Origin of the sequence: Pseudomonas sp. FW300-N2F2, from assembly GCF_017351655.1 — a bacterium.
GTDB classification, from domain to species: domain Bacteria; phylum Pseudomonadota; class Gammaproteobacteria; order Pseudomonadales; family Pseudomonadaceae; genus Aquipseudomonas; species Aquipseudomonas fluorescens_AA.
In genome coordinates this window covers 771,911-789,182 of sequence record NZ_JACNDQ010000003.1, presented here as the reverse complement: position 1 = coordinate 789,182, position 17,272 = coordinate 771,911, and the positions used below count along the sequence as shown (strand labels likewise).

Below are 17,272 nucleotides of genomic sequence, written 5' to 3'. Positions count from 1 at the left end.
CTGTGCCTTGTATCGGCCGCCGCACCGCGTCGGCCGAGTCATCCCATCGATTACTCAGTGAGTACGTTGCTCATGTACACCTTGGTGTGACGCAGGTATTCCTTGGGAATCTGGTAACCGCCATAGGCTTTCACATGGCCGTCGATATAGCCGCTCATGGCCTCGCGCGAAGCAAATATCTGCTTGGCCCGCTCGAAGGTCGCCGAGTCACGGTAGATCATCAGGTGGATCAGCGGCTCGCCCAGCTCGGTTGGGATCAGGTTGATCACCTTGACCCCCTCCTTCGACTTGCCAGCATAGTCCTGCATGTACTTGGCCTGGGAGGTGACGAAGGTATTCAGGAACGCCTCTTCCTGGCCCTTGGGCGGCTCGAAAATGATGGTCATGGCCTTGCTGGTGGGGGTTGCAGCCGGAGCCGGGGCTGTCGGGGCCTGAGTCTGAGCCCATGCCTGGTTGCCAAAAAACCACAGGAGGCCGACCAGGCCAAGACGCGCCGTAAGGTTGTTCATCGCTATCACCTTTATTGTTACTGATGGCTTAATTTCTTATGTCTAGCCAAACACGTCCGGCGAGCAGGCCCGGATGGCAGACTCGAGGCTTTTCTTATTTGTGCAACACAACTGAAATCATTCGTCCTTCCAGGTCCGCCGTCGGGTTGGCGGTATCCCTGGGATCAACCCGCACTGAGCTGATTTCCACCCGGCGATAGTGTTCGAACATCACACGCTGGTACTCCGGCGGCAGCAAGGGCCGGATGCAGAACAGCGACAGGCGCCCGCCATCGCCGAGCAGTGACTGCGCGGCGAACTTGAGGAACCTGAGGTTCTCATCGTCAACCGCCGCCATGTCATCGGCGAACGGATCGAAGAATATCGCCGAATAACGCTGGGGGCCGGTATCAAGCTGCTGCCAGTAGCCGGGGAGCAACTGAATGTTCGTGCGCGCGCCCTTCCAGCGCTCGGCCCGGTCCAGCACCTGTGGATGGGGCTCGACAATGGTATGGGACGCCGGGCCGAACTCCTGCAGGATGCTGGCCGAGATGCCCATGCCGAAGCCGATTTCCAGCAGCCGGTCGTCAGGCGTGAGCTTGAGGTCCTCGACCATTCTGCGAATCAGTGGCCTCTCCCATTCATGCATGACGTACTCGTCGCCGATGCGCAGCGAATCGCCGGTGTAAACCGCCTCTGCCGCCAGATAGTCCTTGCGTTGCGGGTCCATAAGCACTCCTTTTCTCTTCACTCAGCGTAGATTCGGCGATCACGCCAACAGTCTTTTGGCGTCACCTCACCAGTTTCAATTCGGGCCTGCCGATGAACGCTTGCGCCGGCGTTACATTTGATTTCAGCAGCAGGGTCTGGAACCCGCCCTTGAACGGAACCCTGGCGAGGATCGCGATACTCAGTTCTTCGAGGTACAGCGAAAAACCCTGCAACGCCTGCAGGGGCAGACCGGCAAGCACGGCGTAAGCGATTTCCAGCAGCAACTGGTCGAGATAGATCACCAGTGTTCTTTGGCTGTGCCGACGGAGAATCGCTTCCAGTTCGATGGCAAATGCATGATAGAGCGTGTTGAGGCTCGGGCTGCCGTAGCGACCCGCATAGGGATCGAACAACCATTCCGTCTTGTGGGCCCCATGGACCTGCTGCGGATCGTAGTACTCCTGCTCGAGGATGAGGGTCTGGATCCCAAGGCTGTCAGCCAGGGCCAGGACCGGGGCATAGCAGGCCGAGCGGCCGGACAGCATTAGCAGGTCGCCGTGCGCACGCTGCAGCGTCTGCAGATGCTGTTGCAACAACACCTCGTCAGACTGCCGCGCACGACGCATAAGAATCACGTTCATCCCGTCGAACTCCTGAAGCCAGCCTCGCAGGCCGCCAATGCCTCGATATGCCGAGTACGGGTAGCGCCGACGATACAAGCGTCGACCTGCCGATGATGGAAGGCGTAGTCCAGCGCAGGCGCCAGGGGAATATCGCCGCCCGCCAGGCAATGCACGGCGTAAAGGCGCGATCGGGCCTTGATCTGGCGCAAGTAATCGGCGTAAGTCGCGCATTGCATGTTCAGCAGGTTGACCGGCACCGCAGCGCCGGCGAACGATCGCTCTCTCAACACCTGCAAGAAGCCGGCGCTAGGATGGAACCCCAGGAGAATCCGGGAAGCCGCCGGAATGGCCGCCTCCATCTGCCGCAGGATCGCGTCGAGCAACGCGTATTGCTGTTGCGCGAGCAAAATGTCCAGCCAGTCGCCCCCCAGAGTTACCAAGCCAGGCTGGCAGCAGCGGACGATATCGAGGTCTTCGGCTATCTGTTGCGCATCGGCGGCGAAGGTATAGCCAGGGGCGGTGTAGTAATACATCGGGTTGGCCTGGACCTGACGGACACTGACGCTCTGCCCCGTGGTCTGCTCGGTCACCCGCAGCAGAAACCGTGAATGATAGATATGCCGCGTTCGTAGGCCACCCGCCAAGGCACTGCTGACGGCCTTAGCCGTGGGCCAGTCGCCGCTGGCCATGCCCAGGCCGGAACTGGCCAGGACCCAGCGCGCGATCCCCTCGACCTGTTGCGTCGAGTAGGGACTGCCGTAACGCTTGAGAAACCCCCGGTCGCCCAGGTACAGCACTGGCTCACGCATGAGTATTTCCTTGCGCCGGATAATCAACGAGCCAGCTCGCCGAGCTCAATGTCATGCTCCAGCCGGCAACGATGATCCACCAGTACCAGGGTGTTGCCGCTACGCTCGACGTAACGGCGCAACGCTTGCACACGCTCGGCCAGTTGCTCGTCGCGCAAAGCCCTGAACGGCTCATCCAGCAACACCAGATGGTGGCGGTCCTCTGGCAAGGTGCTCAGCCAGGTATCCAGCCAACCACTTGCTCCGAGCTCACCGCCGAGCAGCGCCAGGGCATTGCTGTCCAGGTAATAACGGGGTGATGTCATGGCCTGCGTCACGCCCGCGTCTTCAATGGTCACGTCGGTGATACCGGCCACGCCCTTGAGGTACTCGCTCTTGCCGGAGCCGGAGTGCCCCGATAGCGAATACAACCGGCCCCGTTCCAGGATCAAGGCACGATAGGCACGTTGAGCGACAAAGGGCGCGATGCTCAGGTTCTGCCCGGCGATAGCCACTGCCACCGAACTTTTGGGCCGGGCAAAATATTGCAGGCGCTCCACCGACACCGACTGAGATTTGAAACCCGTGATGGCCAGAAATACATTGGCCAGGTCGGAACGAACTAGCAGCAAAGCCGTGACCGCGAGCACAAAGGCCGAATCGCTAGTGCGGTAGAGACTGCCCATCAAGACCACCAGGACAATCACCAAGTCACTGAGCAAGGTGCAACTGGCCGCCGTGACTGTGCGAGTGATCACACTGCGCATGCGGGTGGTGTAGAAACTCTTCAGCCCCTCGGCTATCGCACCCCGCTGGGTGAGCGCCAGCCATTCACCCAGGCGTTCGAAACCCATGCCACCGGCCCGGGAAATGGAAAATGCCACATGGGCGGAGCGTAGTAGGGAGTCGAATCCCTTGACGCTCTCCACCCGGGTCCGATACAGCTCGTTGATCGAAAGCCGGTACAACACCGCCAGCAGGCCGCTGAACAGCAGCGCCACTGCGATCCCGAACAGACCGAACCCCATCCACAAGGCCACGCCATTGCACAGCAACAGCGCGAAAATCCAGGCAATGTCGTGGGCATACCAGGCGATGCGTTCGAATGTCGTGGTGACATCGCGAGAAACCACCTGCAGCGCATCGGCCAGGCCGGTGACCCGGATGTCCCGCAGACCATCGATGAACAAGCGGGAAAAGCGGCTGCGCAACAGATTCTCGATAAACAGCCCGGCAGCTATTCCTGCCCCTACCCCGGCCACGGCATACAACAAAACCTGCCAGGGTAAGAAACCTGCCTCTGGCAGCGTCAGGTTGGCCGCATAGCTCATCATCAGTGCCGGCACCAACAACATCAGTCCCCCCAAGCAACAATACTTGAACAGATCGCCGAGACTGAAGCGGTCCAGCGCCGGGGGGCCGGCCGGCACCGTCGAAGCCGTCCGCTCAGCGATCTCCGCCGGCGGACCCTCACGCTGCGCTATCGCTCTTGCGGCCGAGGGGCTGAAGCTGACCCAGGACAGGCGTTCCAAGGCCTCTTTCACCGCCAGCGCGGCTGCGGCGTCCAACGCCGAGAAGTCGTGGTCGACACTGAGGGTCCCGTCCTGGATACGGGCCAGAAACACGCCGCGCAGCAGCTGCAGGCGCAGGCGCTGTCCGGCAGATAGGTTGCTCGCGTCCAGCTCGATAGGCAGTTGCAGAACCTGCTGTGGGTCCTGTCCCAGCTCGGGTACCAGCCGGAAAGCGCCCAGCAACGCATGCAGGTCCTCGCGCTGGCTCTCCAGTGGACCAGGAATCAGTTCGGCCAGCGTCGCGGGCCAGATCGGCCAGTCGGCGTCGAACTTGATCACGCCGCGCGCCTGATCGGCGACAGCGGGTAGCAATACCGGATGCCTGGAGGAATTCTGATACAGGCCATTGAGTGCTTCCAGGGAGCGACCGACGGCCTTGTAACTCACATAGGAGCGGGGCAACGCGAGCACCGCCGCCAGCAACGGAATGCTTAGCCAGAAAATCGCCCCGTCCCAGACCATGGCCGATTCCGAGGTACCCAACAGCCCCAGCAAGACAAAAGGAATCAAGCGGCCAAAACCGATGATGTAGCTGTCGGCGCCGCGCAGCAGCGTATCCAGGTTGCGCAGGGAGCGTTCGTCCACCAGTGTCCGCTCGATGCTCTGCAAGGCCGTATGGTCAGCGAACTGTTTGAGCCACGGTCCTTGGCGCAACCATGCCGAACATTGTTCGATACGCTGCGCCGTCATATCCATGATTCGCTCGTAGTTGCGGTCCGAGAGCCTGGACAGCAGATAGGAAAGCGGCAGGAACATACCGATCACCGCAACCGCCCAGAACCCTGCCGTGCCGAAGACCAGCAACGCCAGCAGGATTGAAAGCAGCAGGAAAACCGGAATAGCCAACAGGTTAACGCTAGCACCGATACCATCGAGAATGACGCTGAAATCCCGCGACACCACCCGTTCCAGCACCGACACCTCTACCCCGGGCTGCATCTTGCGCACCAGAAGGCGCTCGAACTCGCGGCATAACCTCAGGGAGATGTAGCGCTCCAGATTGAGTTCACTCACCACCAGCAAGAACCCGCTGATGGCCAGGAACGCCAGAAGCGCCGTATCAGCCAGCACGATATCGGCAGCGCCTTGGGCCGCCACCAGGGTGCTCAGCTTGTAGATGAACAACAGCGGCACGCTGTATTGCAACAACGACACAAGTACATAAGCGCTGACCGCCCAGGGCGCAAGGCTGAAGGCCAGGCCGAAAAAACCATCGACGAAGGCTCGCCCTTCGGAGCGAGCGACCGTCCGATAGCGCAATGCCGGGGTAAAACAATACATCCAGTTCACGGCCGCGCCTCCTCGCAGTACACCCGACCCGGCTCCAGGGCCTGTACGCGCTGCAGGCAGTCTCGGATTTTCTGCAGATCGTAATAGTGGGCGGGAATCTCCCGGCATTCGCAGTAATGGGCCACCCATTCCTCCAGAGTCCATGAAAATGCCGAGCCCGCCCCCAGGAAGCGGCTCAAGGACAAGATGTCGAACCAAACGCTGCGCTGCAGGGAATGAGTCTCCAGGTCGAGGACACGCACGCCATCCACGGTAACAAGCAGATGCTCCGGCTTGCAGTCACCGACGCTGATGCCCTGCAGGTCGAACGAGGGGAAACGGCAGCGGGACGCCAGGCAGGGATCGATAAACTCAGGGGTACTGCGGTGCCCCATGACGCGCTGGATATTCGCCAGGGCCGTGGCATGCATCGCCGCGTAGGCCGCAATCACTTCAGGTAGATCGGCCGGACCGGGCAAACGGCCCTGGAGAAACTCCAGCACCAGTACCTGATGCCGCGCATCCTGATATCGCATACCTGCTATCGGCCCCGAGCGGAAGAGCAAATAACCGCTGGCTTCGGCGGCATAGGCCTCCGCGTCGAAGTAACGCTTTATCACCACCTGCTCGCCCGAGGCCATGCACAGGCCCGAGCAGACCAGCGACTTCACCGACTGGCCGAGTACCCGCAGAACCTGATAACGCTCGGCCAACAACTCGACGAGCGCCTGTTGCTGCAACTGCAGCTGGGCGGCGCCGAGGAGCTCCAGATGCACATGGTCAAAGGCTATTTGCCCGCTCATGGCGCGGTCGCCAGGGACATTTCATAACTGCGCAAGGCACGTCCATAGTCCACTTGCTCGTTGTAATACTCGAGCCAGAACGCAAGCGGGCTGTCATAGCGATCGCAGACATACCACTGCGATGCCGACAGATTGAGCAGCTCCCATATCTGCAACTCGCCGAGAAGCAACTGGCAGAAATCGTCATGGTCGACACGGATGCCGTAGGGATAACGCTTGATCGCCCCCGCGCCTTCGTCCGGCACCTCGACGAACTCGACCCTGGACACGTCCAGCAGCCATTGTTGGCCGATGCCGTCGTCCCGGGTCAATTGCAGCACCGCACGGCACGGGCCAACGGGGCGCCCCAGGTAGTTGCTCTGGGTCATCAGCACCTGACCGTAGCGGGTAATCATCCAGGTCCTGGCCATTTCATCGAGATGTGCCTTGATCCGCTGTGTGTCGAGCGAGACCGTCCGGCGTCGCCCTTTCGCCGGACGGAACCCTGCCTGTTCCTCGGATGCGCAGATCCAGTCCGCCGGTTCACCCGACCGTGCCGGCGCCACGTCGAAGCTTTCGCCGGGCATCAGTGAGTGCACCGCCCGTAACAACGACAGTTCACTGCAGATCTGCGCCAGTTCGAGGTTCGACCAGGGGTGATGCATTTTGCCAAAGGGATCGCGATAACCATTGCCCGCGAGGATCAGGGTCGGCACCTGGTTCAGTCGGCGCATCGGTTTGTGTACGATTTCGTCCAGCAGACGCAAGCCGGACACCCGGGTGTAGCGTTGGTCGGGTACCGGCAACAGGTTGTCCAGGCCGATCGGCCCTTGCGCCCCACTGCCCTGGAAATTATTGGTCATCACCATGACCTGAGGCCAGGCAACGGCTCCACTATTGACATCGGCAAAGTAAGCGTCGGCGATGCGGGTATCGGACTGGATGAACACCGCCTCGCGCCCCCGATGCTCGACATGCAGCGATGCTACCCGGCTGTCCCAAAACAGTACCTCTGTGCAGGGCATGTAGAAGCGCAGGCTCAGCGAGCCGATGAAGAACTCGGCCTGAGTATCAACCCGCCGCACCTCGTAACCGCAGGCGCGGGCAATCGCCTCGGCCGCGCCGGGAAACAGTTCCGGGACATAGACCACTCTGTGTTTGAGCAAGTGTCCGTAGTCCGATGATAAGCGGCGCAAGGAGGCTGGGTGAAAGTGCTGCAGGTGCTCGGTGGTCAAGACAATGCCGTCCACCGCCGGCATGCGCTGCAGATCGACGTTGCGCGCCGGGACTATCGTGAACTGCCGGTCGGCATCGGAACCGAAGCCACCACCCAGCACCGGGTCGATCAATACATGGCTATCGCCAGCCCGCAGCGACCAGCTTTCGTGGCCGATCATCGTCAGCTTCATGGGCAAACCTCCAGGTTACGCATGCTGCGCCCGATGATTTTCGCCAATAGCTCAGGGCTGCCGTTCTCGCCGTAGTAGCTGTAGAAGAACGGGATCAGGCCGTCGAAGATACCGTTCTCGAACCATGACTGGACCGAAACGCCCACGATGTCCCAGATCTGCAGATCCCCCTCGACCATGCCGATGAAGTCCACCAGGGGCAGGCATACGCCGAAGGGATACTGCGCCACCAGCGATTCAAGCTGGTTGTGCGCCTCAGCCTCGAACTGGCCGCTGATGAGGTTCAGCGCATAGCTGTCCTGACGCCCCAGAGCATGCGAGGCAAAACTGAAAACGATTCTTTTCGGCCCGAGCTTGCGCCCCTTGTAATGAGACATCGCCAATACCTTGCGCCCGGTGATGAACAGCATCAGGCTTTTCGCCAGGCGCTGCAGCTCGGCTTCCGCGCGCCGCAGCAGCTCGTCATACGACTCGGCGTCCTGCACGTCCGGGCGCACCGAAGCGACCACCTCGACGGTCTTGCGCGCCTCGATGAACTGGTCCAGCTCCTCGATCAGCAAGTTGTGCTGCACCTTGTCCACCTGGACCCAGTCGATAACCGCCTGCGACCCGGAACAAGGATCCAGGGCAAAAGCTTCGCCTGGCAGCAGGCCGACAATATTGGTGTCCAGGCTGAGTCGATTGGCCAACCGGCTCAATGTCGGCTGGTCGGAAAACGGGAAAGCGGCGAACCCGCCCAGGCGTTTGATGAACCCGCCGCCGCAAAGGGCGATGTTCTCGGGCTGCACCGGAAAATCATCCATGTAGCTGGTCAGCACGGCGCTCAGCACACCGATCCCCAGCGGACCGACCTTACGGTTGCTGTCACTCGCGTTCTTACCCCAGTTTTCCAGGGACTGAAAAGCTCCCGGAGGCGATACCCTGGAGTTGTTCGAGACGATCACCAGCTTAGGCGGTGTCAATCGTCCTTCGACGATATCGGTCTTGAACACTTCGGACACCAACGCGTCCACGGCAATGAAGATGCCAGTGCTCGGCTGTTCGGCCTCCTCGATATGCACCTGGGTGACCCGGCTTTCCCAGAAGGCGGTCTTCGGATCCGCCGGGTAGAAGCGCAGGTTCAGGTCGCCAACCCGCATCGGCTCGGTGTCGTTGACTTGCGTAAGGGTGAACCCGAGGTCGCGGATGCATTGCTTGACCGGTTCGACAATGGTCGCCCCCACCACAAACCGGGCGGAACGTGGCAACAGGTTCAGCGACTGGATATCGAAATGATCGGAATGTTCGTGACTGAGGAAAATCAGGTCTACATCGGACAGTGCCGTGGCATCGACAGTACGCGGAGGATAGATCTCGATCCGGTGCTCGTCGACCAAACCGAAGTCTTCACACAATAGCGGGTCAATCAGGATCCTGGTGCTTCCATGCTCCACAAGCCACGTTTGATGGCCGATAAAGATCGCCCGCATGTCCACCTCCTCCCTGGATGACAACTGGATACTCACTGCCCGAAAAGCGAAAAAGCAAGAAAGGACTTTCTTGCTTTTTCGGGGTCAGCTCAACGGTGGTATGCGCAGCTTGCAGCCTTGGTTTCGGATACACGGGTCTTGGACTTCTGAATGGCGTCGCTCAAGACCTGTAACTCTTCCTTGCTGAAAAGTACTTTTTCGCTGTCTTGATGGTTGGGCGCGGTCGCACCCTGCTGGATCTTCTGGCTCATGACTTGCTCCTTGTCTAGCTGTTTCCAGGTACGCCAAGGCGTAATGGCGTCCTGTCGCGAGCCAATATAACCGAGGACTCCGACTTTTCAAGAAAGAAAAGCTCCCGGAAAAGTGACGCAACCGCGGTCTCAGGCCCGGAGTAAACTTTTGATACAAATCTTCTGAAAACCACCAGCCCTTGTCCGACCTGCGGGAGGGTTCACCGAAAAGAGGTTGCCCTGTTGATGCCTAAGGCGACGACACATAAACCGACGCCCCCACCGACGTCGGCAACGCATAAGTCGCCTTCATCCTTTCAATCTCCGCCTGTGGCGTGCGACCAAACAGGCGCTTGAACTCGCCCAGTCGGTGCGAAACGAGCCCGGTGCCGATCACCCGATGGCCCGCCGCAAGCGCTTCCCACGCCAGGGCATTGCCCAGGCCGCTGCTGACGCCGGTGATGAATAGGGTTTTTCTGCTGCTCATGGCGAGCCTCCAATCAGATGGGAACGAGGCCATGCTATCGACGCAGAACCTCGGCACCTATGCCGGTTTGCCTTGCAGCATTGCCTATTCCTATCAGGACTCGGATGCCAAGGCCGGTCTCGAGCGTCGGCTCCCGCACATTGCACTGACGTCAGCCGCCTGAATATAATGCGATTCATTATCAATTATGTATGTTTCCGGGATGCTGATGCGCAGCAACGACACACTGGGCGATGCCGACCTCACCCTGCTCTATCGCAGCCATCATTCCTGGTTGCACAGTTGGCTGAGCCGGCGCCTCGGCTGTCACGAAAGCGCGGCGGACCTGGCACAGGACACGTTTGTACGTCTGCTCAAATCGCGTCAATTGAGCCCCTTGCGCGAACCCCGGGCGTATCTGAGCAGCATCGCCCGTGGGCTGATGATCGATCGGTATCGCCGTCGCGAACTCGAACGCGCCTACTTCGAGAGCCTCGCGCTGCTCCCTCCACAAGCGGCCCCCTCTGAAGAAGAACGCTTGCTGATTCTTGATAGCCTCGAGCGGATCGACCGCCTGCTGGACCTGCTCAAACCGAGGGTTCGCGAGGCTTTTCTACTCGCCCAACTCGACGGTCTGACCTGCCTGCAAATAGCCGAAAAACTGTGCGTTTCCCGCTCTACGGTTGAACGCGACCTGGCCAAGGCCCTGCAACACTGCTATCGCTTGCGTTATGCCGAACAGTGAAGCGCAAGCGCTGGATCCGGCGGTGGTCGACCAGGCGATCCAGTGGCTGGTGCGTCTGCGCTTCAATCCTGCCGATGAGCAAACCCAGCGCAGTTTCGAGCACTGGCTGCAGCAGCGGGCGGAGCATCGGTTAGCGTGGCAGCGTGTCGAAACGCTTGGCGATGACTTCGCGGGCGTGCCACCTGATTTGGCCCGGCACACCCTCAAGGGCGCCCGCTCAGGCATGCATCGGCGCCAAAGCCTCAAGCTACTGGGTGCATTGGCCACCTTGGGTGGCGCAGCCTGGCTGGGCCGCGACTACACGCCGCTGCCGGCCATGCTTGCCCAACAGCACAGCAAGACCGGCGAACAAAAGCGCTTCCAACTCGATGATGGCAGCCTTATCCAGCTCAACAGCGACAGTGCAGTCGACAGCTATTTCAACCCACAGCGACGCCTGATCGTTCTGCGGCGCGGCGAAATCATCGTCAATACCGGCCCGGACGCAGGCTCGGCTCAACCGCGTCCGTTCTGGGTACAAACGCGCGACGGCCTCATACGCACCCTGAATGCCCGGTTCCTGGCGCACGAGCGGGACGACGGGACGCTCATCGCGGTGCAGGGCGGCGCCGTCACGGTGTTTCCTGGGTCCACTCAAACCCTTGCGGATAACAACACGGTCCAGGCCGGCAATCAGCGGCTGTTCACCTCAGATGGCGTTCGTGAGTTCAAGGATAACGGCCTGGATGTATGGAGCTGGAGTGACGGGGTGATCAGCGCACGCAACATGCGCCTCGGTGATTTCATCGGGGCCTTGTCGCGCTATCGTCCGGGCCTGTTGCGCTGCGCCGAAGAGGTCTCGGGCCTGCGGGTTTCCGGCACCTTTCAGCTCGCCGACACCGATCAGGTGCTGGCATTGGTTGCTCAGTCACTGCACCTGCGGATCGATTATCGGACCCAATATTGGGTGACGTTGAACGCCGCCAGCTAACAGTTTTCCTCGCCATACATCAACCTCAAATAAAAATGAGGTGATTTCTCATTCTCGTTCGGCATGTAAGAAAAGGCCGACCTACAGGCCGATCTGCCGATCCCCTTTTACGGAGCGAGTCAATGAGTGCGTCCCCGGTTCCCCAGCGTCATCTACTGAATCGTGCCATCCACGGTGCGGTCTTCGGCATCATCGTCAGCAGCTATGCGCTACCCACCCTGGCGCAGCCCTCGACCGTTGAGCAGACCCACCCGGTGCACCAGTGGAACATTCCCGCCGGTCCCCTGGCACCGGCGCTTGACCGCTTTGCCCGCGAGGCGGGTATCAGTCTTTCCTTCGACGCTTCAAGCGTAGCAAACCGCAACACCCGGGGCGTGAGCGGCACACTCGATACGCCCGAAGCCCTGTCGTCGTTGTTGCAGGGGAGCGACATCGCCATACAGCAGCAAGGCCCGAACGCTTACTTACTGACGCCGCAACCCAAGGCGGATGCCGACCTCGAGGAGTATCGCCTTGCGCCTATTCTCGTCAACGCCAAGGCCAGGATCGACGGCACCGAGGACAGCAACTCGGTGGTGGCCCAGGAACTCTGGGTCGGCGGTAAGGTGGCCACCAGCATCCTCAATACGCCCGCCTCGGTTTCCGTGGTGACCGACAAGGAAATGAAGCAACGCAGCGTGAGCACGACCGAAGAACTGCTGCAATACACGCCGGGGGTCATTACCGACTATTACGGCACTGACGACCGCAACGATTACTTCCAGATCCGCGGCTTCCAGGCCACGACCTATCGGGACGGCCTGACCCTGGGTTCGATGCGCGGTGTGCGCGAAGAACCTTTCGCCTATGAGCGCGTCGAGGTGATACGCGGCGCCAACTCGACGCTGTTCGGCCCGGCCGACCCGGGCGGCTCGGTGAACTTTGTCAGCAAGAAGCCACGCTTCGACAAGTTCGGCCAGGGCTACGTCACCTACGGTTCTTTCGACCATGTCGAAACCGGCATCGATGTCGGGGACTCGTTGAACGAGGACAAAACCGTGGCCGGCCGCTTCACGGCAAAGATGCAAGACAGCGATCGCGAGTACGACCACTCACGGGATGACAACAAATTCCTGATGGGCGGCCTGACCTGGTCACCCACGGATTTCACCTCGGCCTCGGTGATCGTGGACTACCTGAAAACCCAAAGCTCGCCCAACAGCGGCGGCTACCCGCTGGACAAGGAATACGACCGTGACAAGTTCTACGGCGAGCCCAGCTACAATTTCCACGATGTCGAACGCACCAACATCAGCGGCACCTTCAGCCATGATTTCGACAATGGCTTCGTGTTGCGCAGCAACCTGCGCTACAGCGAACTGACCGATGATTTCGGCTATGTGTTCCTCAGCGACTCCCCTACCCGCACCGGCACCACGGTCCCGCGTTACATCTTTGGCACTGACAGCGACGCCGAGCAACTGAACGGCAACTTGATGCTGCAATACGATGCCCGCTTCGAAAACATCGACAGCAGTACGTTGGTAGGCGTGGAGTACGGCGATTCTTCGACCGAGGAACGCTCCGTGTATGCCACGACAGGCTCCATCGACCTGGCCAACCCCGTGTTCACGGGTGTACCCAGCGGCGTAGCGCCCTATAGCAACGACAAGCTCGACACGAAAACCAAGGCCGTGTTCCTGCAACAGAACCTGTCCTTCTATGAGCGCTTTATCGTCACCGCCGGTGTGCGCAACGACTCGCTGGATCTGTCCAGTACCGACATCAACAACGTAAAAGCGTCGGATAACTTCTCCGAAACGTCCTATCGCGGCGCGCTGACTTATATCGTCAACGACGAAGTGTCCACCTACGTCAGCATGGTCGAGTCGGTCTCGCCACCCACCGTCGGCGTTGTCCCCAAGACAGGCAGGCAATATGAAGTGGGCGTGAAATATGCGCCCATCGGTATGGACGCGCTGTTCTCGGCGGCGGTCTACGACCTGACCCAGGAAAATGTCAGCATCGCCGTCGTACTGCCCAGCGGTGTCATCGAGCAGCAAACCGTTGGCGAATCACGGGTACGCGGCCTGGACCTGGAAGCCAAGGCTGAGCTGACCCCCAACCTGAGCCTGGTGGGTGGCTACTCCTACATGGAGTCCGAAGTGTTGCGCGGTACTTTGTACGACGGCAGTTCACTCAAAGGAAATGAGTTCGCCACCGCCCCCAAACACTCCGCGTCGCTGTGGAGCTATTACAACATCCCCGACACCGATGTCAGCGTTGGCCTGGGTGCACGTTATGTGGGCTCCTATTACTTCGACGCAGCCAACACCGGCACCAGCGATGGCACGACGCTCTTCGATGCGGCCTTCAACTACAAACTCTTCAAAGACACTGACCTGGCGGTTAACGTCAGTAACCTGCTGGATGAGCAGCACGTGGTGGGCTCGGGGACCGCGAACTACTACAACCCGGGCCGTGAAGTCACCGCGAAGTTGAGTTACAACTGGTAAAGAGCTGGTCGTTCATGATTGGGGCTCGGCCTGATGCGGGTCAGTCATCGAACGGTGTAAACCTGTGGGAGCACAACTTGCTCCCACGGGTTTGAACCTACAGAGCAAGACTGCGGCGAGCATCAAATACCCGGGCCGCTGACGCGAGCCGGCAACCTGGCCAGCCGATCCCAACCCTCGGCACTGATCCCTGAACAGTTCAGCAACGCCAATGTGTGCAGCGGCAGTTGCTCCAACACCGGCACTGCGGCTGAGGTAATCCGCGATTCCCCGGGATCTGCCGAGATCGTCAGATCACTCAACGGCAGCCGAGCAAGGTGGGCCACTCCGGCGTCGGTGAGCCAAGGGCTGTCATACAAACCCAGGCGCTGCAACGGCAGATCGCGCAAGCAGGCCAAGTCAGCATCGCGCAGATCCAGGCCGCTTATTTCAAGTTGCTCCAACGGCAAGCCCAACTCGACGAGCTTGCGCAGAACCTTGCCATCCACGCCGCAACAGAAGCTGAGACTCAGCCGCTTCAGTGGCAGGCCAGCGAGTTGCTTCAACGCCTTCCAAGTGATGTCGTTCAATGACAGGTCCAGAGACTCCAACTCCAAACCGCGCAGATCACTCAACGTACTTGCATCAATGCCTTGCACATCGGAGAGCCCCAGGCGCTTGAGTGGAAACCCGTGCAGCACATCGAGCCGCTCAATTGTTTGACGTGAAGATTTGAGATTCAGGTCGGCGAGTGGCATGCCTTCCAATATCTCAAGGTCGTCCTCGCAAACATACGAAGAGGGAAGCGAAAGCCGTTCGATGGGCAGACCCGCAAGGGCGTGCAGCGTGGCGTCTGTTGCGTAACATTGATCCAGGCTCAGGGAGCGCAACGCGCTCAGGCCGGAGAGCCATGCAGGGTCCTTCAGGATTGCGCTGCTCCAACCGAGGGACAATTGCTCAAGGGGGTGACTGCCTAAGTGCGCCATCCCACGGGACGTCAGCTCGCCGACGCGTTCCAACGTGAGTGATCGCAACCTGAGGTTTGACAGCCCGAGAAGGCCATCGTCGGTGACGTCATCGCAACGGTTCAACGACAACTCCTGCAGCGGGCTATTGCCGAGGTGTTGAAGGATTTTGTCGTCGAAGTCTTCACCGTAGGTGCTTAACTTCAGCCGGCGCAGCCGTTCGAGGGAAGGCAGGCTGGTGGCGTTATCGTCTCGGGAGAATCCGCTGATTTCCAGGTTCTCGAGAGCGAGGTCTGGGAAGCGTTGCCATACACTTTGATCGCAACTGAAACGTGGGCTGTTGAGCACCAGCGTGCGTAAAGGCAGCCCCGCCAGGGCGTCGCACCACGCCGGCTCGGCGTTATCCAACTCCAGATGATCGACCGGCAAGTTGCGAAGCTGCTCCAGCAATGGTCCGGGGCGGTTGGCATGTGCCGTGGTGTTCAACTGAGCAATCACGACGTTAGCGGCCGGATCGCACAGGCCTGCGGCGAGGCGTACGCCGTCCAATGAAACCTCGGCGGTGTCGAGCAGATCGCGGTAAAACGCGGCACGTGTGGTGATGTCATCGGGGTGGGTGGCGAGCTGGGTGGTCAGCGCGTTGCGGGTGGGGTTGTGCACGGTTTGTGAGTCCGAAGTGGGCGAGCGCTGGGCAGGCTGCGAAAGAGAAAAGTGGCCATAAGGGAAGCACAAAAAAGAGCCTTGCTGAAGAGGATGTTGAGACGGAAAACGAGGTACCCCGGCCTTGTTCCGAATTACAGATTTCTAGCAGAAGATCAACGACGGCGCCCCTCAGGACAACTCACCCACCTAAAGGCTGTACAAATCCCCTGTGGCGAGGGAGCTTGCTCCCGCTGGGCTGCGCAGCAGCCCCCCTCTATGAACGCTCCTCCCCCAAACGGAAGCAAACACCTCGCCGCCGCCGACAGCCCAACCCCACGTAACGAATACCACCACAGACAGGCTAAACGTCCTACATCAAGCTCGGAAAGCGGCGTCTTGTAGCACCCGGACAAGGCGGCCTATATTCCGTCGTCGTCCTAATGGCGACTCGGGTTTGGCGACTCGATTAACGAGGTAGCTCCTTTCAATTGAATGAGGTACTACCGATGAAACGATACATGCCCATCACCGGCATCGATTGCATCCCCGCCACCCTGCTCATCGACACCGAAGCCCCGCTCGACGTCCTCTTCGAAACCGCCGACTACCGCATCCGTACCGTGACTCAACTGCTGGAAAACATCGCGTTCCGCTCGGAAATCAGCTCCGACACGCTGGTGCTCTCCGACTTTTGCAAAATGCTGACGATATCGCTGCGTGATGGGTGTGATGTGATGGATGTGATTGGGAGGCGGTTGCGGGCGCAGGCGGCTGAGTAAATGAAAACGGGCGACCTTTGGGGTCGCCCGTTTCACGATCCGTTAGAGACACTGCCACTGCTGTCATCGATGATGTGGTGAAGGACTGGAAGCGCTGGGGAGTCAATCTGCTAGGTTGCTCGGTAACCCAATGCCACCCATTTAAGCGGGGTAGCATTGGTTTTATTTGTGGCCATAACGTAGTCCATCTGCTGCGATGAGCTGTGGCGCAGTTCGTCAAGAACTGCGCCACAATTGCGCCAAAATCTCCTCAAACAGCGCCAACACAACCATGCCTTCGCCACGACCGGAATCGATCACGGTTCCCAAGACCTCGGCACCCCGATCAAAAAAAGGGGACACTCTGCATCTCATAAAATAAATCTGTCCCCTTTTCCCTTACGCCCGCCGCCCTTACGGCAATCAGTTTTGGCAACCCACAATCTCTGAAGGAGCATGAGTTTTGTACAAGAAATTTACAGCGATCGTTTTGCTGCTATTGAGCGGCTGTTCACTGCATCCGCATACCAAGGACGAGCTGCTGAACACTGGAAAAACCAGCCCCGAATACTGCCTGACGCAAGAGCGGGCAGTGGTGGAAGAACGGGTACAAGGCTACCTGAACCACTGCTTTCACCCACAAGTGACCGAGCTCACGACGGGTGGGAGACTCGTCAATACCATCCAATTGGAAGTCGACAGCAATGCCGAAAGAAGCGACATGGTGCTATGGGCGCCGACAATCTACGGCAGCCAGTTCTATATGAACGTGATCGTCTCGGAAAAGAACCCCGCCTGCAAAACCACCATGACTGCCGTGGCTTCAGGCTGGGCCTTTGAGCGAAACTTTCCGAAGATCCTGGAAAGCGCGAAGGGGGGAGACCCGTGGTGCCCGCTGTAAACTCTTAGTAC

The 17,272-nt window shown here is 59.7% G+C and carries 16 protein-coding genes and 2 pseudogenes; 6 read left to right on the top strand and 12 right to left on the bottom strand.

Going from position 1 to position 17,272, the window contains the following annotated elements:
- Positions 1-50 precede the first annotated feature (50 nt).
- The 11 genes and pseudogenes from J4E63_RS24150 to J4E63_RS24100 all read right to left on the bottom strand — a co-directional run.
- A complete protein-coding gene (locus tag J4E63_RS24150) occupies positions 51-509 on the bottom strand; it encodes a hypothetical protein (protein ID WP_207283570.1) in 459 nt (152 codons plus the stop codon).
- Positions 510-603: 94 nt separating this feature from the next.
- A complete protein-coding gene (locus tag J4E63_RS24145; RefSeq protein WP_207283569.1) occupies positions 604-1,218 on the bottom strand; it encodes a hypothetical protein in 615 nt (204 codons plus the stop codon).
- 61 nt (positions 1,219-1,279) lie between these two features.
- Positions 1,280-1,840, bottom strand: coding sequence for a hypothetical protein (locus tag J4E63_RS24140; RefSeq protein WP_207283568.1), 561 nt, complete (start codon positions 1,838-1,840; stop codon positions 1,280-1,282).
- The gene (locus J4E63_RS24135) at positions 1,837-2,631 is read right to left on the bottom strand and encodes a hypothetical protein (RefSeq protein ID WP_207283567.1); all 795 of its coding nucleotides are present in this window, start codon (positions 2,629-2,631) and stop codon (positions 1,837-1,839) included. The genes J4E63_RS24140 and J4E63_RS24135 overlap by 4 nt, the downstream gene beginning before the upstream one ends.
- Positions 2,632-2,654: 23 nt before the next feature.
- On the bottom strand, positions 2,655-5,471 hold the full coding sequence (locus tag J4E63_RS24130; RefSeq protein WP_207283566.1) for an ABC transporter ATP-binding protein: 2,817 nt from the start codon (positions 5,469-5,471) through the stop codon (positions 2,655-2,657).
- Positions 5,468-6,253: a hypothetical protein gene (locus tag J4E63_RS24125; RefSeq protein ID WP_207283565.1), complete on the bottom strand. Its 786-nt coding sequence runs from the start codon at positions 6,251-6,253 to the stop codon at positions 5,468-5,470. The genes J4E63_RS24130 and J4E63_RS24125 overlap by 4 nt, the downstream gene beginning before the upstream one ends.
- Positions 6,250-7,641, bottom strand: a complete 1,392-nt coding sequence (locus J4E63_RS24120; protein WP_207283564.1) for an MBL fold metallo-hydrolase — start codon at positions 7,639-7,641, stop codon at positions 6,250-6,252. The genes J4E63_RS24125 and J4E63_RS24120 overlap by 4 nt, the downstream gene beginning before the upstream one ends.
- On the bottom strand, positions 7,638-9,110 hold the full coding sequence (locus J4E63_RS24115) for an MBL fold metallo-hydrolase (RefSeq protein ID WP_207283563.1): 1,473 nt from the start codon (positions 9,108-9,110) through the stop codon (positions 7,638-7,640). Before J4E63_RS24115 ends, J4E63_RS24120 begins: the two co-directional genes overlap by 4 nt.
- Positions 9,111-9,199: 89 nt before the next feature.
- Positions 9,200-9,361 (bottom strand): hypothetical protein, encoded by a 162-nt coding sequence (locus J4E63_RS24110; protein ID WP_170842363.1) that lies wholly within the window; start codon positions 9,359-9,361, stop codon positions 9,200-9,202.
- 229 nt (positions 9,362-9,590) lie between these two features.
- A pseudogene (locus J4E63_RS24105) lies at positions 9,591-9,701 on the bottom strand (AraC family transcriptional regulator); the annotation flags it as partial.
- 24 nt (positions 9,702-9,725) lie between these two features.
- Positions 9,726-9,827: pseudogene (locus J4E63_RS24100) on the bottom strand (short-chain dehydrogenase/reductase); the annotation flags it as partial.
- Positions 9,828-9,858: 31 nt separating this feature from the next.
- Here J4E63_RS24100 and J4E63_RS30980 point away from each other — a divergent pair.
- The 4 genes from J4E63_RS30980 to J4E63_RS24085 all read left to right on the top strand — a co-directional run bounded on the left by J4E63_RS30980 (position 9,859) and on the right by J4E63_RS24085 (position 14,016).
- On the top strand, positions 9,859-9,990 hold the full coding sequence (locus tag J4E63_RS30980; protein WP_259334192.1) for a hypothetical protein: 132 nt from the start codon (positions 9,859-9,861) through the stop codon (positions 9,988-9,990).
- A gap of 45 nt (positions 9,991-10,035) precedes the next feature.
- On the top strand, positions 10,036-10,551 hold the full coding sequence (locus J4E63_RS24095; protein WP_207283562.1) for a sigma-70 family RNA polymerase sigma factor: 516 nt from the start codon (positions 10,036-10,038) through the stop codon (positions 10,549-10,551).
- Positions 10,538-11,521, top strand: a complete 984-nt coding sequence (locus tag J4E63_RS24090) for a DUF4880 domain-containing protein (RefSeq protein WP_207283561.1) — start codon at positions 10,538-10,540, stop codon at positions 11,519-11,521. Before J4E63_RS24095 ends, J4E63_RS24090 begins: the two co-directional genes overlap by 14 nt.
- 122 nt (positions 11,522-11,643) lie before the next feature.
- On the top strand, positions 11,644-14,016 hold the full coding sequence (locus tag J4E63_RS24085; protein ID WP_207283560.1) for a TonB-dependent siderophore receptor: 2,373 nt from the start codon (positions 11,644-11,646) through the stop codon (positions 14,014-14,016).
- 122 nt (positions 14,017-14,138) lie between these two features.
- Here the strand turns inward: J4E63_RS24085 and J4E63_RS24080 are convergent, their stop codons facing one another.
- Entirely contained in the window at positions 14,139-15,620 is a 1,482-nt protein-coding gene (locus J4E63_RS24080; RefSeq protein ID WP_207283559.1) for a leucine-rich repeat domain-containing protein, read from the bottom strand.
- Between the two features lie 488 nt (positions 15,621-16,108).
- On the opposite strand from J4E63_RS24080, the gene J4E63_RS24075 reads away from it, so the two are divergent.
- Positions 16,109-16,381 carry a hypothetical protein gene (locus tag J4E63_RS24075; protein WP_192262949.1) on the top strand — a complete coding sequence of 91 codons (273 nt, stop codon included), beginning with the start codon at positions 16,109-16,111 and terminating at the stop codon, positions 16,379-16,381.
- Between the two features lie 442 nt (positions 16,382-16,823).
- The gene (locus J4E63_RS24070; protein ID WP_207283558.1) at positions 16,824-17,261 is read left to right on the top strand and encodes a hypothetical protein; all 438 of its coding nucleotides are present in this window, start codon (positions 16,824-16,826) and stop codon (positions 17,259-17,261) included.
- Positions 17,262-17,272: the final 11 nt, after the last annotated feature.